14 protein-coding genes are annotated in these 21,171 nt (G+C 43.6%); 8 read left to right on the top strand and 6 right to left on the bottom strand.

Translation table 11 applies throughout. The features are described from left to right. Positions 1-203: 203 nt before the first annotated feature. The 6 genes from AB669_RS00405 (at position 204) to AB669_RS00380 (ending at position 10,294) form a co-directional block, all read left to right on the top strand. The gene (locus AB669_RS00405; protein ID WP_231582604.1) at positions 204-3,557 is read left to right on the top strand and encodes a SusC/RagA family TonB-linked outer membrane protein; all 3,354 of its coding nucleotides are present in this window, start codon (positions 204-206) and stop codon (positions 3,555-3,557) included. Between the two features lie 10 nt (positions 3,558-3,567). Further along, complete coding sequence (locus tag AB669_RS00400) at positions 3,568-5,031, top strand: RagB/SusD family nutrient uptake outer membrane protein (RefSeq protein WP_047797315.1); 1,464 nt, start codon at positions 3,568-3,570, stop codon at positions 5,029-5,031. A 14-nt stretch (positions 5,032-5,045) separates the two neighbouring features. Then, positions 5,046-5,891: a DUF4843 domain-containing protein gene (locus AB669_RS00395; protein ID WP_197082289.1), complete on the top strand. Its 846-nt coding sequence runs from the start codon at positions 5,046-5,048 to the stop codon at positions 5,889-5,891. 22 nt (positions 5,892-5,913) lie between these two features. Further along, complete coding sequence (locus AB669_RS00390) at positions 5,914-7,344, top strand: PKD-like family lipoprotein (RefSeq protein ID WP_047797313.1); 1,431 nt, start codon at positions 5,914-5,916, stop codon at positions 7,342-7,344. A gap of 52 nt (positions 7,345-7,396) precedes the next feature. After that, entirely contained in the window at positions 7,397-8,548 is a 1,152-nt protein-coding gene (locus AB669_RS00385; RefSeq protein ID WP_047797312.1) for a TlpA disulfide reductase family protein, read from the top strand. Between the two features lie 84 nt (positions 8,549-8,632). Next, entirely contained in the window at positions 8,633-10,294 is a 1,662-nt protein-coding gene (locus AB669_RS00380; protein ID WP_047797311.1) for a trypsin-like peptidase domain-containing protein, read from the top strand. A 45-nt stretch (positions 10,295-10,339) separates the two neighbouring features. Here the strand turns inward: AB669_RS00380 and AB669_RS00375 are convergent, their stop codons facing one another. Continuing rightward, positions 10,340-11,044, bottom strand: coding sequence for a hypothetical protein (locus AB669_RS00375; RefSeq protein ID WP_047797310.1), 705 nt, complete (start codon positions 11,042-11,044; stop codon positions 10,340-10,342). Between the two features lie 277 nt (positions 11,045-11,321). Between AB669_RS00375 and AB669_RS00370 the strand changes: the two genes are divergently transcribed. Continuing rightward, positions 11,322-11,558, top strand: coding sequence for a DUF3253 domain-containing protein (locus AB669_RS00370; protein ID WP_047797309.1), 237 nt, complete (start codon positions 11,322-11,324; stop codon positions 11,556-11,558). Here AB669_RS00370 and AB669_RS00365 read toward each other — a convergent pair. The 5 genes from AB669_RS00365 to AB669_RS00345 form a co-directional block, all read right to left on the bottom strand. Then, positions 11,542-12,351: an FHA domain-containing protein gene (locus AB669_RS00365; RefSeq protein ID WP_231582603.1), complete on the bottom strand. Its 810-nt coding sequence runs from the start codon at positions 12,349-12,351 to the stop codon at positions 11,542-11,544. The genes AB669_RS00370 and AB669_RS00365 overlap by 17 nt on opposite strands. Before the next feature lie 14 nt (positions 12,352-12,365). Beyond that, the gene (locus AB669_RS00360; RefSeq protein WP_047797308.1) at positions 12,366-16,457 is read right to left on the bottom strand and encodes an FtsW/RodA/SpoVE family cell cycle protein; all 4,092 of its coding nucleotides are present in this window, start codon (positions 16,455-16,457) and stop codon (positions 12,366-12,368) included. Then, the gene (locus tag AB669_RS21345; protein WP_053058184.1) at positions 16,444-17,889 is read right to left on the bottom strand and encodes a PP2C family serine/threonine-protein phosphatase; all 1,446 of its coding nucleotides are present in this window, start codon (positions 17,887-17,889) and stop codon (positions 16,444-16,446) included. Before AB669_RS21345 ends, AB669_RS00360 begins: the two co-directional genes overlap by 14 nt. Positions 17,890-17,984: 95 nt before the next feature. Beyond that, complete coding sequence (locus AB669_RS00350) at positions 17,985-18,935, bottom strand: hypothetical protein (protein WP_047797307.1); 951 nt, start codon at positions 18,933-18,935, stop codon at positions 17,985-17,987. 46 nt (positions 18,936-18,981) lie between these two features. Next, entirely contained in the window at positions 18,982-20,349 is a 1,368-nt protein-coding gene (locus AB669_RS00345) for a serine/threonine-protein kinase (protein WP_053058183.1), read from the bottom strand. 169 nt (positions 20,350-20,518) lie between these two features. Here AB669_RS00345 and AB669_RS00340 point away from each other — a divergent pair, with 169 nt between their 5' ends. Beyond that, complete coding sequence (locus tag AB669_RS00340) at positions 20,519-21,082, top strand: NADPH-dependent FMN reductase (protein ID WP_047797671.1); 564 nt, start codon at positions 20,519-20,521, stop codon at positions 21,080-21,082. Positions 21,083-21,171: the final 89 nt, after the last annotated feature.

Raw genomic sequence — 21,171 nt, 5'->3', positions numbered from 1 at the left:
AAAAACTACCAGAGCGTTAGCTTCACACCTAAAAACAAAAACCGAAAGCGCGGCAACGCTTCCGGTCAGAATTCGGAACAAGCAGCCTGTTTTAGACCCGGCTGCTTATTATTAACCTCATTTGATACAAAGGTATGAAATTAACTACCCTTTACAACCCCGTGTGCGAAACGCGGAGGGTAAAGACTAAACTATTAATGGTCATGAAGTTGACTGCAATTTTATTACTGGCCTGCGCGCTTCATTTGTCGGCAGCCAGCTTTTCCCAAACCGTAACGCTTTCCCGCAGAACCATTCCCCTTAAAAGCCTGTTTAAGGAGATAAAAAAGCAAACTGGTTACTTTTTTTTCTATAAAGGACAACTGCTTCAAGGCAAGCCCAGCGTTGATATTGAACTTAAGAAAGCCTCTTTAGTTGAGGCATTGGGCGCAGCGCTTCGCGATCAGGACCTCAGTTTCAATATCGTGAATAAGACCGTTGTCATCAGTCAGAAAGAAATAATGCCGGTAAGTATAAACAACCTGAAGATTGAAATAAAAGGTGTGGTCTCTGATAAGCTAAGCGGCGAAAGCCTTCCCGGAGTAAATATCTCTGTTAAAAACGGCGCCAGTTTAGGCATCACCAATGATAAAGGAGAATTTCGGATTAGCGTGGACGAGGGTGTTATGCTCGTTTTTAGCTATGTTGGATATGAGCTGTTTGAAACGAAGGTTAGCGGTACAAAGAACCTCAATATTAAGCTATCACCCAAATCTACGCAGATGAATGATGTGGTGGTTACAGGTTATCAAACCATTAAAAAGGATACTTACACCGGTAATGCCATAACCATTAAAGGCGATGACCTGAAGCGTAACAATCCGCAAAACCTGCTGAAAAGTATTCAGACTTTCGATCCATCCTTTAAGGTACTCGATAATAATTTGTTTGGGTCCGATCCTAACGCACTCCCTAAAATAAATGTGAGGGGAGCTACGGCATTACCTACCATTGAAGATACTGACAATATTCTGGATCGTAATAATCTATCCAGTAACTATAACCTGCCGGCATTTATGCTCGATGGTTTTGAAGTTACCTTACAAAAGGTAACAGACCTCGATATTAATCGCATTGAATCGGTAACGTTGTTAAAAGATGCAGCTGCTACTGCGGTTTATGGCTCGCGTGCAGCAAACGGGGTAATTGTAATTACGACTAAGGCGCCTGTGGCCGGCAAGCTTCAGCTATCGTACAATTATGAAATGAGTTTAAATGCTCCTGATTTGACCGACTATCACGTTTTAAATGCCAGGGATAAGCTGGCCTATGAAAAACTGGCGGGACTTTACGATTCCATGCAGAACACCGGATATTCGCCAGACCAGCTTGATGCCGAATACTTCAACCGTTTAAAAAATGTGGCCAGCGGTGTGGATACTTATTGGCTATCGCAGGCTTTACGCAATGCATACCGCCAGAAACATGCGATTTATGTGCAGGGTGGCGATCAGAAATTCAGATATGGGCTGGATCTACGTTATGAAACAACTCCCGGAGTAATGCTCGAATCAGACCGGAACCGCTATAGTGGCGGGATGAATTTTACGTATAATCCCACGTCTAAACTGCTGTTCAGAAACGAAGTTACGGTAACGCAGGTGGTTGGACATAATTCTCCTTATGGTGATTTTTCTACCTATGTAAGGATGAACCCCTATTATCCCATCAAAGATGCCAATGGAGACATTGTTCAGGAACTCGCCCGGTGGAAAGTAGATACGCATCAATCTGGCCCGGAGCAATACAAGCCCCGGTACATTTTTAATCCTCTGTTTGAAGGAACCCTCGCCAGTTTTGATAAAACGGCACAATTTGAATTGATAGATGCTTTCTCGGTAGACTGGAAGTTAAGTCCGAGTCTGAACTTCAAAAGTCAGGTGAGCATCAACAAAAGTCAAACCAGCAATGATAAATTCCTTTCGCCGCTGAGTAATGCTTTTTATGAATATGCTACGGATAAACTGAACAATAAAGGATCGTATACCTTGCTCGAAAGTGATTACCTGGCGATCGACAGTAAGGCAACTTTAGGTTACAACAAACAAATCGGCGATCAGTATCTGAATCTGGTCATCGGTGCGAATGTTGTGACTTCAAAAACGGACGATAAACTGGTTGAGGCGCAAGGCTTTTCGAACGACCGTTTTACAAATATCGGTTTCGCCAGAATTTATAAAGAGAATTCAGCACCTGGAGGTAATGTTACCGAAAAACGTTTGGCAGGAGCTTTCTTTTCCGGTAACTACTCGTTCAAAAATAAATATTTACTGGATGCATCTTTCAGGTATGAGGGCTCATCGGCTTTTGGTGCGAATAAACGCTTTGCACCTTTCTGGTCAACCGGCCTGGGCTGGAATATGCATAAAGAATCTTTTATGCAAAACCTCCCTTTCATTAGCCAGTTGCGCTTAAAAGGGAGTGCGGGTGTTGTAGGTTCTGTTTCGTTTCCAGCATACCTGTCCAGATCCCTATATCAGTATCAACCAGATAACTGGTACTCTACCGGTTTAGGTGCCCAGGTACTGGGGTATGGTAACAGCAATTTGCAGTGGCAAAAAACTACTACTTATGATGCAGGAATAGACCTGGGCTTTTTTAAAGACCGACTGGTGATTACCCCCCGTTATTATTATAAGCTAACAAAGGGTCTGATTACTGATATCGATCTGGCACCCTCAACCGGTTTCACTACTTATAAAGAAAATTTAGGCAATGTATCCAACACAGGTTACGAAATGTACCTTACTGCAAATGCTCTCAGGACAAACGATTTCAATATTAATATTACAGCAAACATTGTGCATCAGGAAAACAGGCTGGTAAGCCTTTCTAACTCACTGAAAACATTGAATCAGAAAATAGATGAGTACCAGACTGATCCGGATAAAAAAGCCCAGTCTACACCCCTGGTACGGTACAACGAGGGGCAGTCGATGAGTATGATTTATGCCGTACGCTCTCTGGGTATTGATCCTCAAACCGGAAAAGAAATTTTCCTGAAGAGAGATGGCTCGGTGACCTATAACTGGGACGTGAAAGATATTATGCCCATTGCAGATGGATCGCCAAAAGCAGAAGGGAATATCAATCCTAACATAACTTATAAAAGCTTCATGCTAAGCTTAAGCTTTTATTATCGCTTCGGTGGCTATAGTTATAACCAAACCCTGGTAGACCGGGTTGAAAATGCCGATCCGCGTTTCAATGTAGATAGCAGGGTGCTTAATCAGCGGTGGATCAAGCCGGGCGACCAGACCTTTTTTAAGAATATTGCCGACCTGTCCATCACAAATGTATCATCAAGGTTTGTGGAAAAAGATAATTTACTGGAATTGAGATCAATTTACTTTTCATACGATTTCAAACGGGACATGATCAAAAAATATGGTTTTCAGAACCTGCGTACATCCCTAACCCTGAATGACATATTCCGGACATCAAGCATTTTAATGGAAAGGGGAACAAGCTATCCTTTTGCCAGAAGTTTAACGGTTTCCTTACTGGCCTCATTCTAACTCTAAGAACATGAAAAAATACTTATTCATACTAATCAGTATCATTGCCTTATCATCCTGTAAGAAATTTCTGGATATTCAGCCAGAATCTGAGGTTTCAAAGGAAGAACTATTTGAAACCGAAGATGGGTTTAAGGAAGCTTTGAATGGTGCCTATGTGGGATTTGCCGGGGCAAACCTTTACGGTGGAAACCTGACGTTCAGCAACCTCGATATCATGGCGCAGAACTATACCTTTACCAATACCGATTTCATGAGCATTGCTGCATTTGATTATACGCTTCCCAGCTACGTAAGTAAAATCAGCGTAATCTGGACCAATGCCTATAAACAAATTGGCAATGTGAACCAGATTCTGGAAGTGGTAGATCAGCGTAAAAGCGTATTCAGAGGTCAGAATTACGAAATTATAAAAGGGGAGGCTCTTGCCCTCCGGGCTTATATGCACTTCGATCTGCTGCGCATGTTTGGTACTTCGTATAAAAATAATCCTTCGTTTAAGGCACTTCCTTATGTGACTACGGTCGGCACCAAAACCACGCCTTTTTCTACGGTTAGCGAGGTGATGGACAAAATTATTGCCGATTTAAATGAATCGAAAGCATTGCTCAAAGGTAAAGACCCGATTTTGGCAGCCAGTTATGTGGTTGGATATGCCAACTCGGAAAAGGGCACGGAATTGAAAAATACTTCACTTTTTCTACAGCAAAGAAGACACCGGCTTAACTACTATGCCGTAACGGGTGAACTGGCAAGGGTATATCTATATAAGGGAGATATGGTGAACAGCCTGAGTAATGCCAGAGAAGTGATTGAATCATTGAAGTTCCCTTGGACGGTAAAGGAAGATTTCTTCAATGACAATGTTTCTGCAAGAGACCGCATTTTCTATAATGAGTTGTTATTTGGGTGGTTTGTTCCAAAGTCGCAGGATCAGCTGACCGGGTTGTTTTCCAATACCAATCCGGATTACACTGCCACAACTGATCAGATTAACTCCATTTATAATCTTGGCACTGTTGGGGCAGATGACTGGCGTTATAAACAATGGTTTAAACTGGTTAAAGCGGCGAATAGTTCTGACAGGTTTTTCCTTCAAAAGTATGTTGTGAATTCCACCCCTTTAGTAAATCTGCATCCGCTCATGGCGCCTGCATTGCGCTTAAGTGAGATGTACCTCATTGCGGCAGAAGCTAGTTTTGATACTAATCCTTCTGCAGCTGTTGATTATTTTAATACCTTGAGAACGCACAGAGGAATCGGCACAAACATTACCTCAACCGTTTCCAGGACTGATTTTATTGGGCTGCTGGAAGGCGAATACCGCAAAGAATTTTATGGTGAGAGCCAAAATTTCTTTATGCATAAGCGACTGAACCTGAGTGTGGTTACCACCTCTGGTTTGATCTATCCGGCATCCGATAAAATATTCGTATTTCCACTTCCCGTTGATGAGCAATCTTACAGAAATTAAACATGAACCAGAAAATGAAAAATAATATAATTTATTTCCTGCTATTGAGCACGATGTTGTGGGCTTGTAAAAAGAATGACATGATGCCCTATAGCTCGACAGATAATGTGTACCTCCGTTATCTGGATAAAGACGGCAATCAGGATACCACTACCCTCAGCTATTCATTTGCCTATAATCCAAGCCTTGCGCAGGATACCCTATGGATTCCTATTGTGGTAACCGGACCACGCGTTTCGCGAAACCGCCAGTTTAACCTGGCAGTGGTGGATTCGCTCACTACAGCAATACAGCGAACGCATTATGAGCCTTTAAAAGCCAGCTATACTTTGCCTGCTGATTCAGCGACGTTACGCATTCCGCTGATTCTAAAAAACACCGATGAATCACTGGCCAACAAATCGGTTACACTCGGATTAAGAACAGTAAGCGGTGGCGATTTCGCAGGGAATATGCCGCTGGCGCTGCGCACTAAGAAGTATATCTTTTCCAACCGGTTGGAAAAACCAGCCTGGTGGATGTACTGGGGGCAGCTGGGCGACTATGGCCGGATCAAGCATCAGCTTTTCCTGATCGGTTCCGGAACGGTAGACCTCGTTGATTTGTCTAAACCTAATGCCTATATGGAAATACCCAGGAGCCTTTATTACATCGATAATTTCCGCATCTTTCTGAAAGACCCCGGCACCTGGATTGCCAAAAATCCCGCCAAAGGATATGTCCTGGTGAAAAAAAGCGGTTCGGACGATTATGAATTTTATAGCGAAGCCGCACCCACCAAACGGTTTACCCTGAAATATTTTGCACAGGTAAATGGCTATTTTTTTATTGATGAAAGTGGAAAACAGATTATTATTTAACAATCACTAAGGCAACCTAAAAATGAAATTTAAATTGACATTAGTACTGGCCATAATGGTTGGTTTATATACGGCCTGCAAAAAGGATTTAGGTAATTACGATTATCACCCGCCTTCAGAGCCTACCCTGACTGCTTTTAAGGATTCAACTTTTGCAGCACTTTTAGGCGATTCGCTGATCCTGAAACCGGGTATTAGCCTGGCTGATGCCAACCCACAGACAGATCTTGAATATCAGTGGAGCATAGAAGTAAATGAGGAACTGAGAAGTGCTGTTTATACCGGATATCCACTCAAAACTGTATACAATCTGGCTCCCGGACTGCGAAATGCGAAATTGACGATTACCGACAAACGCAATGGGCTAAAATATGTTATTCCCTTTAAGATATTGGGCACCACACAGTTTAGTTTAGGTAAGTTGGTGTTAAGTGACGATAATGGTGTCGCTAAACTTTCATTTGTAAAGCCCGACAATACAACCGTTATTGCCGATATTTACAAATCGTTTCATGGCGATGAGTTACCGACTCATCCGGTTCAGCTGTATTTTAATGATCCGCTGCCTTACCAGCCGATAACGAATCAGCAGTATTGGGTGCTATGCAATGATCCGAATAAAAAGAGCCCGATTTTAGAGGCCAGCACTTTATTGCGCAAGTCGTATTTCAACGACCAGTTTTTTACCCCTCCATCCACGATTACGACAGGCCGGCTGGAAGCTTATATGGGTACAGTGCCAACTGGTGTAATCAATGGGCGTTTATATGTAGGTGTTTTGTCGACCGCCCCATTTGCACCGGATTATGGGAAGTTTGCCAATGATCAGGCGGGCGATTACACTTTGTCGAAATACTTTACGCGTACATCGGGCTTTTATTTTGCCTTCGATATCAAATCAAAAGGCTTTGTCACATTTGCAGGAGACGGAAGTTATCTGGGCAAGGATTATCTGGTAGATGCTGATGGAAAAGCATTTGACCCCAAAAATGTTGGTATGGATGATTTGCTGTTCATGCAGACCGGCCAGGCGGGTACATATTACGCCTATTTCAAATCTCCTGATGGAAACATCTATGAATTAAGCTTTACCTATACTTTCGACTCGGTAAACAGGAAAATAAAGGCCGAAAGCAAGCGCTTATTTAAAGGAGCATCACTTATTAATGCCGACACGAAATGGCAGCGCAACAGCCTTAACGTATTTTACTTCACTTCGAACGATAAGATTTATCGCTATAACCCACTGAATGAAGATCTGCGGGCGCTAGATGCGGATTTTGGAGGTAAAAAAGTCTCTATGCTCAAAATCAGTGCAGATGACAACACCCTTACAGTTGGAACCGCCGGATCAGTGTATACACTTGATGTAAGCGTAGGAAAAAACGGCGTCGTTACTCAGATCATTAATGGCATTCCCGGATCCCCGGTAGATATCGTAATCAGAAAATAATTTAAAACAACCAATGAACACCAAATTAAAAAACAAGATATAACACATTCATATGAAAACTTACAACATCATTTTATTGGCAATATTGCTGCCTTTTTGTGCATTTGCACAGGCGCCCAATTTCAGTTTAAACGGCAAAATCGGAACACTCGATAAGCCTGCTATGGCTTATATTGATTACATGGACAATGGGGTAGGACATGAAGATTCTGTAGCACTGGTTAATGGCAGTTTTAAGTTCTCGGGTTATGTTTCGGGCAATGCCTATGCCCGTATGGCACTCGACCATACAGGAGGGGGTAAAGGAAAGGCAGTGTATACTGGTGATGTGATTTACTTTTACTTCGGCAAAGAGCAAGTTTCAATTACTTCCAAAGATTCCTTACAAAATGCGGTTTTCAAGGGTTCGAAGGTGTACGATGAATCGGAAGCTTATAATAAGGAAATTGGCGGAACGATTATGGCTTTAACTAAGGCGGTGAATATTGATTTTAACAGGGGAACGGAAGCACAAAAGAAAGATACCGCTTATACAAAGGCAGTAGATCAACGTTTCCGTAAGAACATTCAGGACCGTAATGAGAAGCAGTTTCTTTTCGCGAAGAACCATCCAAATTCCTATTTTGCTCTCGTAGCGCTTTCTGAGGCTGCCGGAAGTAAAGTTGATGTAGCAAGAGTAACTCCACTTTTTAATGCATTGCCAAAAGCACTCAGAGAAACCGATACAGGTAAAGAGCTTGCTCAGCGGATTGAAGCGAATACCACCACCGCTTTAGGTAAACAAGCACCATTATTTACGCAAAACAATGCAGTAGGAAAACCGGTGTCTTTAGCTGATTATAAAGGGAAAGTGGTGCTGGTAGAATTCTGGGCCAGCTGGTGCAGCCCATGCAGGGCTGAGAACCCCAACCTGGTAAAGCAATATCAAACCTATAAAGACAAAGGCTTTGAAATCATTTCCGTTTCACTGGATAATGTAAAAGAGCGTTGGCTGGAAGCGATTGAAAAGGATGGTCTGGCATGGACACATGTGTCAGATTTGAAAGGCTGGAATAATGAGGTTGGCCGTCTGTATGGTGTGCGTGCTGTTCCTGCCAGCTTTCTGCTTGATGCTCAGGGTAAGATAATCGGTAACGGCTTAAGAGGCGAACCGCTTAATAAAAAACTTGCAGAGGTCTTTAACCAGCCACACCTAACGAATTAAAGATTTACGATTAATGCCCTCCATCTACCTATACACCCGGTATTACCTGTTAAAGGTATACCGGGTTATTTATTACCCAAACGAATGAAAAACAATTATAAAAACTTTTGTGCCTGCATGGTTTTCTTACTGATCCATATCGGTGCTGATGCACAACAAAAAAAGATTAAGCGTTTCGAAGATGCCATTAACCTGGCCATCGAAAAAGCTTATCCTGCCTCTGTAAGGATGTGGGGTTTCGACCTTCATCAAAATCAGCGGACAAGCGCCCAGTTCAGTGGGGTAGTGGTCACTGCTGATGGCTACATTCTAACTGCGGCACATACCACCATTCCGGGAACAAATTATAAAGTTTTCTTTCCTGACGGCCGGGAATGTATTGCTTTAGCGTTAGGAAGGATTGATAACCCGGCTACGCCGGGAATGCCCGATGTAGGGCTGATGAAAATAACCGATAAAGGTGTTTGGCCCTTTGCAGAAATGGGACATTCGGGGAATCTGGTTACGAATGAGCCTTGCCTCAGTATTGCTTACCCTGAAAGTCTGAACCAGAACCTGCCGACCATCAGGATTGGGAAAGTGGCCGAAGTAAAAAATCAATACGGTTTTATCAGGTCGACCTGTAAGATGGAGCCCGGAGATTCCGGAGGCCCGCTGTTTGACGCATCTGGACGGGTGATTGGGCTTCATAGCGCAATAGATGTTGCGGAAGATCAGAATTTTGAAATTCCGGTAGACCTTTACCGCAAATACTGGACTGCATTAGCGGAAGCACGTACTTATACGTCCTTTCCCGAAAAGGAGGATGCCATCACCGGCCATTCCCGTTCTCTGACAGCATTAAACAATGGCTTGTTGAGGCAGCCCGCCGCTGCGCCTGGAATAAAGGAACAGTTTTGTTTTCTGACCAGCTTGCTGAACGGCCAGACTCAGCCTATCCAAGGTACTTTATTTACCAGCAGAGGTAGCGGGGCGAAGAGGCAGTTTTTGATCAGCAAAAATTCTATGCTTGGTGAAAATCCTAAACTTACAGGCTATCCGGAAAACCAGTTGAAAGTTTTGTCAAGGGATAAGGCGAATGATCTTGTGCTGATTGAAGTTCAGCATCCAATACCTGGCGGAATTGATGTAGGAAGTCTGATGAAAGATTCATCTGCGGTAAGGCCTGGTCAATTAATTTATGCATTAACGGGCGATGGAACCATCGGTGATGGTATTGTGAGCAGCAAGCTTTTGAGTATGCCAAAGGTGAGCAGTCAGCCTTACCTTGGGGCAATGGTAATGTACAACTCCGAGCCTGCACAGTTTTCGCTGATCAAACCAGATAGTCCGGCGGGTGAAGCAGGTTTGAAAATCGGAGATGAACTCCTGAGTATTAATGGCAAGACGATTACGAAAGCGGATGAATTTGCACCAGCTCTCATGAGTTTCTGGCCTGGTGATGTGGTTATTCTTAAATGGAAAAATGATTCTGGTAGCTATACTAAACCAATCCTGTTGGCTTCACGTTTATCAGCGCAATCCAAACATCCGGCAGAGCAGTTTGCAGGAGGCAAATCAGTCCGTCGTGATGGTTTTGAGAAGGTATTTATTCACGATATTGCGATTAAACCTGAGGAATGTGGAGGGCCGCTATTTGACCGTAAAGGACATCTGCTGGGTATAACCATCGCCAGGTATAGCAGAACCAGCAGTCTGGCTATTCCAAAGGCAGTATTACTGAATTTTTTGAAGTTAGGGGTGTAAAATATGATATCAATGGCAAGATAAAATTGCTTGATATCATGAAATTTAATGCGCTGTTGGGTTTTCCTCCTCTTCAGGATTAAACCGTTTGTACATCTCCATATCAAAAAAAGATGCTGTATTAATTTTGTCGACCTTGAGCACAAGGTCTGTCATCAGTTCGCTTTGATCTGACACAGAGCCATCGGTGATATAGGAGGCATATACGCTCAGGTATTGTGTAGTAAATACCAATTCCTTTTTTTCATTTCGATAACCGCTTAAGGCCGGTGTGATTCTAATATAATTGGTGGTAAATGGCTTAGGAATTTCTTTTACCCAGCCAATGTATACCTTACCACTATCCATGGTAAATTGTAGTAAATGTGCATCAAAAAATGATGAACTCATTAATAGTTCGAGTTCATTGCCGGCTTTTTTTAAGGATTGTTTAATTGCATTTTTCCTGTTGACGAAAAGATTTGCGATCTCTGTGAATAAAACGGCTGCAACTAATGAAAAACTTGTGGTACCGAAATATTGAGACTTTACGGGCATATGTTCTCCAAGGTATTGGATCACAGAAGGTAATATGATGTTGACTAAACCCCTCATTACGAAACAGCAAGCCAATAATATTATTCCTGCAAAAGCTGAATTTAAAAGAATCCGCTGACTTTCTAGCCTATATTGAATATAGCGCAGAAGTTCGAAACGAATTAGAATGTAATAACCGCCTACCAGGGGGAAAAGCAGGAGATTAAATGGCATACTACTTCAGATTTTTTTCCTTGGTAATTTTTTTGAAGATGTTTGATTCCATCATCGAACTTACCATCTGCTTAACTTTAGGCTGGCTGAAAAAATCATTACTTTTGATGTAAAGCTTTCCAGAACTATCCGAGTGTATAATATGATCGAACTCTTTGTTATTACTCATAATCAAATATACATAAAAAATGTAAAAGATTTAAAATCCTGATAAGTTTGAATATCACGTTGATATTTTATCAACATCATTATTAAACCACCCACGTACTAATTAGAAATGGATATCTCCTCAACAATCTTATCTACTGCCGCAAAACGTGGTCCTGACAAAAGTACTTGTCCGTCGGAAATTGCCCGTATGTTATTTCCCAACGATTGGCGTAAGCACATGAAAGCTGTTCTTGATACGGCTATCGAATTGCATCGCCAGGGTAAAGTGGTGATCACACAAAAGGGAATACCTGTCGACGTTGATCACATTAAAGGCCCTGTACGGATTAAGATTCGGGAGTAGCATCTGGCTTTTCGTAACTAAACTCAAGCACTACTGATTCCCCCAGGATGATCTGATCGCCTTCTTCAAGCTCCTGACCGATTTGTGTGGCGTGGAGTTTCACTATCTTCTCAGTGAGTGCTGAACGGAGCTTTACTTTATTTCGTGGTGGTATTCCTCCCTCATCTGCATAGATTACAAATTTAGCGAGATTCTTATTCCATTCAATGTGGGCATGCTGGCGGCTGATGTATTTATTCCGTTCATCATCACTTTCTGATGGAAATGCGATATGGTTGGTGCGGAAATAACCTTCGTCAGACTGCGCTTTTTCATCTCTTCCGATATTATATTTACCTCCCTCTGAACTAATCAGATATCCTGGACGGGAGGTTTTGCCACTAAGTGCTTTGATGAAGGCAGTTGCCTGCAGTTTAACAAAATGGGTTTTGGTTTTTACAAAAAGTGCTACCGGCAATTGCGACATCTTTATGGCTTCATCGGGAAGGGTTTCATCGAAATGAATGTTAAGCAACCAATTACCAGGTAAATCCAGGGAGTAGTCATCGCTTATGCGTTGTATTTCATTTTTAAGCTGCTCAGGTTCATCGGCATATACAGCGGCTTCGTAAACCTGGCGCTCTGCCGATGAACAGTTGATATAAAGCGCGAGTCCTTTAATGTTTGCACCCTCGCCACCCTCGGCTTTCTGTAGCTCCTGTTTAACAAATTGAAGTACCTCATGTCTGATTCCTTTAACATCATCCGGTTGGCTGTCGCCTTTGCTTTTAAATAGGTCGAATATCATTTTCATTTCAGTTAATGTGATTAAGGCATTTGTGCATCATTTGTGTTTTCATCAGCCGGTACGATGCTTTTAATATAGCCGCCAGCCTTTAAGAACGGCACTACGTGTTTACCCGCGAGTTTTACGGCATCTGAAGAGCCTTTTGTGGCTTCAATACGCACGCAGACAACAATATTTCCCTTAGAATTTGCAGTTGGTGCAAAAAATACATACCAGCCATCATTGATCTGGTTTTTTTTCCAGATTCGTTCCGGTGTACCAGTTTTACCGGCAACCTTAACACCCAGTATCCCTGACTTCAGCTCACTTTGCTTAATCATATACTCCTTCATTAGCTGCGCGTACCGCGGATCATTTACTAATTTCGTACCAGACTTTTGCGGCTGGGACTGATCGCTAACCTTCAGCACAAATCTGCTGGCAATCATGTCGCCATTGTTTGCGATCCCTGCTGCCATGCGTGCTACTGCTGCAGGTGTTGCAATTAGCGCCCCCTGACCCCATGACATGCCAGATATACCTTTGGCCCGCGTTTTACGGATGTTGTCAGGATCATATTTGGGTTTGGTATTAAATTCTGTTTTTCGCCAGAGTTGTTTCCACTTTTCCTGCTGAGCCACATTTTCGGTGGGCTTATTGTAGTAATATCCTCCTGCACCATGAAGAAACATTCCGGTTTTCAGGTACAGATCGCCCATGTTTTCCTGCAATTGTTCCTGATTGGCTAGTTTAATGAAATATACATTGTTGGATTTGACTACAGCCCGCTCCAGGTTAATCCATCCTGTTTCATCCGGTTCAATTCCTTTGGTACGGATGCGTTCCCTGGCTTCCACCTGATATTTTTTTTCAGGAGCAGCCATACCAAGCTTGTTAAAAGACGCCATGGCAGTGATGAGTTTAGCCGTAGAACCCGGTTGTGTAAAGGTGGTGAAACCCAGGTCGGAGGTCGTAATCCAGCCGGCAAGCTGGTTCTGTTCTGCATTGGTCATGGTTAACCTTTCCCAGTCGTGTACAGGGGGTAGGGGATAAACTGCCGAAGTGAGTACGTCGCCAGTGCTGGCTTCCATAATCACCACAGATACCCGGTTATCCAATAGCGAGGTATCCTGTGCAATTGATTTCTGTATTTTTGTCTGTAAACCGGCGTCAATTGTAAGTTGAACATCGCGGTTTTTATTTTTAAATGCTTCTACTTCCTGGCTGCTGATACCGGCGAGCAGTAGTGGCGACAGCGCTGCATAATCTTTTTTCACCACCGTCATTTCTTTTACGCCCCTTGCCAGGAAACGGTTTTCACTGTATCTTTTTGCAATTACATCAAAGCTCTTCGCGGGGAGCTGAAAACCACGAAGTTCGGCTGCATGTTCGTAATCCGCAAAGTATCCGTTGATGCTGCCGTTAAATACCCCGGAGTTTGCGTCGCCTGTCCAAAAGAATAATTGTTCTTCAAAGGGATAGAAACGGTCTAGACGCTGGTGTACGGCAGAATCCAGGTTATAGTTTGAAATACCGGCGCCGAGGAGTTTAAAATGTTGCGCCTTTACGCTATCGGCATCGCTTGTTGCCAGTAATACGCCTTTACGGTCGTGTATGCTACCAGCTTTCAACCTGTTCATGAGTATGGCAATCCGGGGGTTATAGCTGAACATCCTTGCGCCACTCCGGTCGGCTACGAGCGCAGGCTGCACTACCCATTTTTTGTTGTTCAATACGTATCCTGCCACGTTAGCACCCAGCAAAACAATGCCTAAACATGCCGCAATCAGCGCGGGTACCAGATTTTTATCCTGTTGTTTGGCAACGTATTCCATTTGCAATGCGGTACCTCTTACCTTTGAAACCGAAAGTAAAAATCCTGCCGCCAGGAAGTTGAGCACCAGCGACGACCCGCCATAACTTTGAAAAGGGAGTGATACCCCCGATAAAGGCAGAGCACCGGTTGAGCCGCCTGCAATCAATAAAAACTGAACAAATGTGGAAGCGCCGATCCCTGCACTCAGATAAAACAGAAACGGGGATCCGGTTCGGCGACCAATGATGATCGACCGGTGCAGATATAGCAGGAAAAGCAAAAAGATACATAACATTCCGGTAAGTCCGAATTCTTCACCTATGGAAGGCAGAATCATATCTGTGTGTGCTTCCGGAATGGTTTTCGCGAAGCCTTGACCAATTCCCTGACCTGTTGCGCCGCCGGTAGACATGGCCCATAAGCCATTTGCTACCTGATCTCCACCGTAAACTTCATTGTTCCAGGCATCATTCCAGATGGCTTTCCTGTCGCCAAGGCGTTGTACGGGCCCTGGAAAAACGCGATCGAGATAAGGAATCTGATCAATAGTTAAGAAGGCCGACATAATCACCAGTACCATGATTGCAGATTCGCTGAGTTGCCTGCGTTGGAAGAACATCAGTATGCCAACCAAAAGCAGGGTGATTCCGGTAGCGATCCAGACGTTATCAAACAGCCAGGATGCGAGCACATATAATACCACTGCTCCGGCCATGAACATAAAATCGCCCCGCGAGAATGAAAATAAAATAATAAAAGTGAAACACACCACCATCGCGGGACCTAAATCGCCCAGTACCAGGAAAAACATCAGGGTAAGCAATATGGCCACCAGGGCAAAGGAGAAGAATGACCATCTTTTGTTCCAGCTGGTGTATTCACTGATCAGTTTCTCGTTCACGGCAAAAAATCCGGCCAGAAAGAAAATAATCAGGTATTTGACCACTTCGCTGGGCTGAAAGCCAAAAAGGTTGACTTTTACACCGCTGCCCTCGGGCCCGGTTCCAAATAAAATGGTAAGCGCAAGTAAGCCGATGGCAGCTAATGCCCAGGGCCATCCGTTGGCGGCAGACCGAATATTTTTAAAAAAAAGCAGTCGGTAAACTACCGTATCGGTGTTGAAGGGGCGTAATTTGATGCATTGCATTACCAGTATGCTGGCGAAGCCCATTAGTAAATATAAAAGTGAATCTTTGGCTAAAAAACGATCACGTAGCGGATCCTGCAAACTCAGTAAGGTGAGGAATGAAATGCCGGTAAGCAACATTACTGCCGGTAATATGACCTGATCGGCGGTACTGAACTTCCAGGATAAAACCAGGTGTACGATAAAAAAACCACCAATCAGACTGGCGCAGATGATGAAGAACCACTTGTTGAATTCCTGAGGGGATCGGATGATTAATGATTTTTCCTTTTTAAGAATATTGAAATCTCTGGTCGAAAACAGCTTTATGGTATGCGGGCGTTGCTCAAAAGAGAATTCGGCATCTTCGGTAAGGCTCTGCACTCCTTTTGATGCACCATATTGAAAGCCGGGTTTCAAAGGAAGTATTTTAAAAGCTTTATCTGGTAACCCATTGAAATGGAACTCACCGTTGGCATCTGTCCGTGCATAGGCGGTCAACTGCTGCAATTTCCGTTTGCCGGCACTATCTGGTATGAAGACCTTTGTTATGCCATTTCCTTTTTCTACGGTGTTTTTAACCGCTTCTGAAGGCTCATCATTGTATAAACTGTCTTGCGGCAGTACCATTTCCAACCGAACCAATATACCCTGAACAGCTTGATCATTTTCGACAATTGTCCCGTTTATGCTGTGCGCTCCCAGTCCAATATTTGTTAAAGCGGAGTATTGAGGGGGATTTTGTAGTTCGCGGGCAAAGGTGAGCGAATCTTCGCCTGTATAACCGAGCAATGCGCGCGATGCCAGTACCCTTGCCTTAAACGACTGACCTCCATTTTTGAATGCCTCATCGGCCAGCAGGAAGTACCGGCGTTTATTTACTTCGCCAATGTTATCAAGTTCCTGTTTGCTTTCCGTTGCATTGGCTACGGTTTTTTCAATCAGGTCTACATCCCGTCGGTCTTCAAAGTAATATCCTTTTTTCAGCAGATTTTTAATGTTTGTAGCCGGGTTTTCGGCGTTCAGGTTCACCATCGTGCCCGCTTTTAATCTTGGGGCTACTTCTGCAAACCTGGTTTGGATGATGCTATACAGCTGGTAAAAGAACAAAGCCAGCACCAGCCCAATGGCTGATATGAATATTCTTTCCCGTGAACGGCTTATGATAACTGGCCCTTTATTTTGCTCCATTTTTTGAATCTGTGGATTTAGGGGATGTATTGCTGGATACTACTATGTTTGGGAACCCGGCACTTACCATTTGCTGATCAGGAAAATTAAGGTTGTTGTTGACATGTAATTTGCAACTCGTAAAGCGCACATTTTTAAGCAGCAATGCCTGATTCGAAATGGAGACCGCATTAGCAAAGCCTTTGAACTGCAGGCTGTCCAGACCCAATAACTTTGCCGGGGTAAGCATGGATAGTGCTGCACCCTTGTATCCGGTATCAGCCTGCAATACCAACCCGCGGGCGAGTATATATAAAGTATCTTTTCTAATTCTGAGCGTATCACTAATGAGCACGGGACTTTTAAAAATCGAGTCGGAAAGTACTACTGTATCACCTACAGCGTTATCGAATGCATCCTGGAGTAATTTTTCCTGGCTGTTTCTGACGGGGGTTGTGGGCGATAAAACCTGGGGTGATGCCTGTTCGGGTGTGCGCCGGGTTTGTAAAAACAAGAATACCGTAGCGCCGAGCAGGATCAGGCATAAGAACACCAGCGCGGTAAACCAGAAGTTCCTTTTTGGTTTTGCCGGAGCTGTTGAGGGGCTATGATGATTATTATTGATAGGAGATTGCATTGTTGGTTCTGCAGTTGTAGCGGTTTGCTGTGCCGGGCGCGGTTTGGTTGGTGCGGCTTGCTGAAGCTTTTTATTATTTTGGACCAATACCACTGTAATGTTGTCTCGTCCTCCGTTCTCATTGGCCATGGCTACCAGGTTTTCCGCCTTTTTGGAGAGGTCGTCTCCCTGAAGCAGCAAGGTAATAATGTCCTGTTTATTTACCATATCGGTAAGTCCATCACTGCAGATTAATAATAAATCTCCAGGTAGAAAGGGCGATTGGCCCGTCTCGATGTAACTTTCATCGCTGCTCATCTGATCACTAAAACCTATCGCCTTATTGATCTCGTTGCGTTTGGGATGCTGCATGGCTGCGGTCTCATCCAGCCTTCCCGAGTCTTCCAGGAAACCCACAAAAGAATGGTCTTTAGAAATCTTGACTAACGATCCGTCACGCAGTAAATATAATCTGGTATCGCCAACGTGGGCATAATAAAACTGATTGTGTTCAATATCTGCCAGCACAAGGGTAGCCACGCAGGCCATCTCCGAAAGTTCTTTCTCTGTTTTTTTTCGGACAGCAATAACCTCATTGGTTTTATTGAAAGCATTGATCATTTCTGCAATGGGATCTACCGAAAGACCTTTAAACTGCTTCAAGATTTCTTCTTTAGCGATTGCAGCAGCCACTTCACCACCATGATAGCCTCCAACGCCGTCTATCACCGAAGCGAGGATTAGCCGGTCTTCGGTAAGCGATGTTGCAATAAAGCTATCCTCATTGTTATCTCTGCTTTTACCAGTATCTGTGATTCCGAAAAAGTACTTATTCATATTAGTTTCGGGGATTTTTAATGTCTTTAAAATGTACAACCAGAAGGGCGGTGACGAGGGTTAACAGCAGGATGGAAAGTAACTGCGACATATACTTAGGATTTAAACAGGTTTAAGCCGATAATGCCGTTTAGCAACATCCTTGAATTGAGCGGCAATGGTACCCACTGTGGCGCATTGATTTCACTTTGGGGCACCAGAACCTCATTTAAGGTGGTTACCTCCCCGAAAGAAGCCAGATAAAAGTTGCCGTCGGCTTGGTTATAACGAATATGCAGGTGTGGGGAATTGGCCCATTCAGTAGCAATTTTAAAGATATTCGGGTCATCCCGCTCATCTTCATTCCCGGAAACAATAGTGTCTGCTGTTTTAATCAGAAACTCTATTTTTTTACCGGCATACTGCTTGTCGGGGATAATGGTTTCCAGGCGCGCAATTACAGATTGCTCTGCCGGAGCAGGACTACCCTCTGTATATTCGAGCTGAGCTTCGTAGGGGATCTCCATGTAGCCATCGCTGTAATAGGTAAAGCCTTTTAAAATGTCATTATTCACATCGAAGGTTTGGGCAATACCGGTTTGACGGGGAATAAAGGTAACACGAAGATTCTCAGCTTTCTGGTTATTTCCAGGAAGCAACTTTCCAATGAAGCCTTTGTCGCCACGGGCATAATCAGGATGGGAAACCAGGCGGAAGACCCATTTCGATCCCGAAGGTTCTACCGTTTTACCTGCCTGACGATGTTCTTTCAAAATATCGTAGAATTTTTTAACCGATTCCTGCACAATTAAACCAAAAATACCCTGTTTATTGTCGGTAAAGGCCTGGTAGTCTTCTGCATTAAATGTAATGATGAATTCGTGATAAAAAACGACGCGGTCGGCAAACGACATTTCGTTAATTGACTCCTGGAATTTATCGACAATAAAGCTATATATGGTATCCGGGGTAAGCTGCGGCAGCTTTTCTATGTTCCTTTTGGTTTCATCCGTCAGAAACCAATCCTGAATGCCAATGCGACGCCAGAAATTTGATTTTGTCTCCATAAATTACAATGTGTAAAAAGCCAAAAAGGGCCAATGTATTATTTTATTAAAACTGCAGCGGTTTAAGCGAAGTATCTGGCGTAAGATCTTCTGTGCTGTCCACGGCTTTCTGCTGCGCTTTTTTTATTTCGGCTTTAATGGCGCTATCCACCACGCGTTTGGTTGCTGCAGCAGCTGCGGCCTTGCGTTCCTGAGCCAGTTTTATTCGCTCGGCGTCCGTGGTATCAGGCGCAGATGGAATCGAATCTACAGGAGTGACTATTTCCTTCATTTCTTCTTTTTTACCGAATTGCGAATAGCCGACAATAGCCATCAAACCAACAATCACGATAATCAGGCAGGCAAATGCGAAATGTGATAGTTGTATGCCACTTCCTTCAGGCGCTACGGTGTTCTCTAATGTTTCAATTTGTTGACGAAGAGATTCGTTTTCTGTCCGAAGAAATTCCAGGTCGGGGTTAATTACAGGGGTGGCCGGGATTGCTGGTGCTTGGGGGGCTGGTGGTACTATCAATCCACCATTTAATACGGCCTCTTGCAACACCATTCCATCGGCATATCTCAGCATCGGGTCTTTCTGAAGGCATTTATTGATCAGAGTGAGCAACCACTCCGGCACGCGCATTTCCCTGGTTTTCTGTTCCTCGCTCCAGCTGGCTGGCAGGTTGTTTTGACGTAAATCGAGTAGGTTGGGCACTTCAGTTTCCATGTGCCCGATCATGACGGTATTGCGTCCTGTGTCGCTGTTGCCGGGTAGGGGGAAAGGTACCTGTCCGGCCAGTAATTCATATAAAATAATGCCGTAGCTGTATACATCACTTTGCAGGAGCATTTTGCCTTCATTTTGTTCGGGCGCCATAAACTCAACTGCACCGGCATGCCTGATACTGCTTCTGCGCTGCTCATCGCTCAATATAGCCAGGCCAAAATCGAGTAGCACATAGTTGCCGGTATGCACATTGTATTTTACGTTGTTGCTCTTTACATCACCGTGTTTTACGCCCAGATTGTGGCAATGCGCCAGTGCCGCTGCGAGCTGATGGGCTACTTTAACCGTTTCCTGTATGGTGAAAATCTTTTCATGTGGTTCCTGAAGCAGTTCACAAAGATCCGGACCCTCAATATATTCCATTTCAATAAAAGGGAATGATCCGCTTTCGGTGATGCCGAAACTGAGCATCTTCACCACATTGGGACTCGGATTCTCGTTTACCTTGAGCAATTTTGATACTTCATTTTCAAAATTGCGGTAATTTTTATCGTTGCGGTCTTCCGTGTAAATGGGCGTTGGGATGAGCTTTACGGCAGAGTAAATTGCACCAATACGCTTTCCTTTGTATACCGAGCCTTGTCCTCCGGTACGCAGCGCTCCTAAATTCTCAAGTCCTTCTGTAATTGTAAATACTTTGCTCATAGTTTCCGTATTAACAATTATAAGGAATTTTTGTTGCCGAATAATTTATTAATTACAGATGTAGCTAAGTAAAAAATCGGAAAATGCCTGCAAACATTGTTCCTCTTGTCTGGTTTAATATTTCAGCATCATTGAAATGATGTATATTAAGATACTAAAGCAGGAATATATGAGCAAGAAAATTGGAATTATAGCAGGAAGTTTGCGTAAAGCTTCTTTCTCAAAGAAAATCGCAGCAGCGGTAGTGGATATGGCCCCTGGAGGCTTTGATTTTGAGATCATTAACATCGCTGATCTACCTGTTTACAATCAGGATTTTGATGATGAAGGCGATGTACCCGAAGCATATACCATCTTCAGAGAAAAAATGGCAACTATTGATGGCGTCATTTTCATCACACCAGAATATAACAGATCGGTACCTGGAGTATTAAAGAATGCTATTGATGTCGGCTCTCGCCCTTATGGGAAAAGTATCTGGAGCGGTAAGCCTGCAGCGATATTCAGTAATTCACCGGGTAATCTCGCTGCTTTTGGTGCCAATCACCATTTAAGGCAAAGTCTGGTATTTTTAGATATGCCGATCATGCAGCAACCTGAAGTCTATCTGGCAAAAATCGGCGAATCGATTGATGAGGAGGATAAGCTGAAAGAGGGGAAAACCAGGGAATTTCTTCAGACTGCTGTAAATGCCTATGTGAATTTATTCAAAAAGGCTGAGGTTACCGGTTAAGCTAAAAATAGTTGTAGAAACCACTATGCTGGCTATTCCGCATATGATCAGTTATAAGTGGGGACGGGTTATCAACATCAGTTCCACTT

The sequence above is a fragment of the Pedobacter sp. BMA genome, assembly GCF_001027745.1.
Lineage (GTDB): Bacteria > Bacteroidota > Bacteroidia > Sphingobacteriales > Sphingobacteriaceae > Pedobacter.
This window is presented reverse-complemented; position numbering and strand designations above follow the sequence as displayed.

What these genes read in the sequence shown, in the direction of transcription:
- AB669_RS00405 (WP_231582604.1), top strand. Translation starts at nt 204, where the DNA reads ATGAAGTTGACTGCAATTTTATTACTGGCCTGCGCGCTTCATTTGTCG.
- AB669_RS00400 (WP_047797315.1), top strand. Translation starts at nt 3,568, where the DNA reads ATGAAAAAATACTTATTCATACTAATCAGTATCATTGCCTTATCATCC.
- AB669_RS00395 (WP_197082289.1), top strand. Translation starts at nt 5,046, where the DNA reads ATGAAAAATAATATAATTTATTTCCTGCTATTGAGCACGATGTTGTGG.
- AB669_RS00390 (WP_047797313.1), top strand. Translation starts at nt 5,914, where the DNA reads ATGAAATTTAAATTGACATTAGTACTGGCCATAATGGTTGGTTTATAT.
- AB669_RS00385 (WP_047797312.1), top strand. Translation starts at nt 7,397, where the DNA reads ATGAAAACTTACAACATCATTTTATTGGCAATATTGCTGCCTTTTTGT.
- AB669_RS00380 (WP_047797311.1), top strand. Translation starts at nt 8,633, where the DNA reads ATGAAAAACAATTATAAAAACTTTTGTGCCTGCATGGTTTTCTTACTG.
- AB669_RS00375 (WP_047797310.1), bottom strand. Translation starts at nt 11,044, where the DNA reads ATGCCATTTAATCTCCTGCTTTTCCCCCTGGTAGGCGGTTATTACATT.
- AB669_RS00370 (WP_047797309.1), top strand. Translation starts at nt 11,322, where the DNA reads ATGGATATCTCCTCAACAATCTTATCTACTGCCGCAAAACGTGGTCCT.
- AB669_RS00365 (WP_231582603.1), bottom strand. Translation starts at nt 12,351, where the DNA reads ATGAAAATGATATTCGACCTATTTAAAAGCAAAGGCGACAGCCAACCG.
- AB669_RS00360 (WP_047797308.1), bottom strand. Translation starts at nt 16,457, where the DNA reads ATGGAGCAAAATAAAGGGCCAGTTATCATAAGCCGTTCACGGGAAAGA.
- AB669_RS21345 (WP_053058184.1), bottom strand. Translation starts at nt 17,889, where the DNA reads ATGAATAAGTACTTTTTCGGAATCACAGATACTGGTAAAAGCAGAGAT.
- AB669_RS00350 (WP_047797307.1), bottom strand. Translation starts at nt 18,935, where the DNA reads ATGGAGACAAAATCAAATTTCTGGCGTCGCATTGGCATTCAGGATTGG.
- AB669_RS00345 (WP_053058183.1), bottom strand. Translation starts at nt 20,349, where the DNA reads ATGAGCAAAGTATTTACAATTACAGAAGGACTTGAGAATTTAGGAGCG.
- AB669_RS00340 (WP_047797671.1), top strand. Translation starts at nt 20,519, where the DNA reads ATGAGCAAGAAAATTGGAATTATAGCAGGAAGTTTGCGTAAAGCTTCT.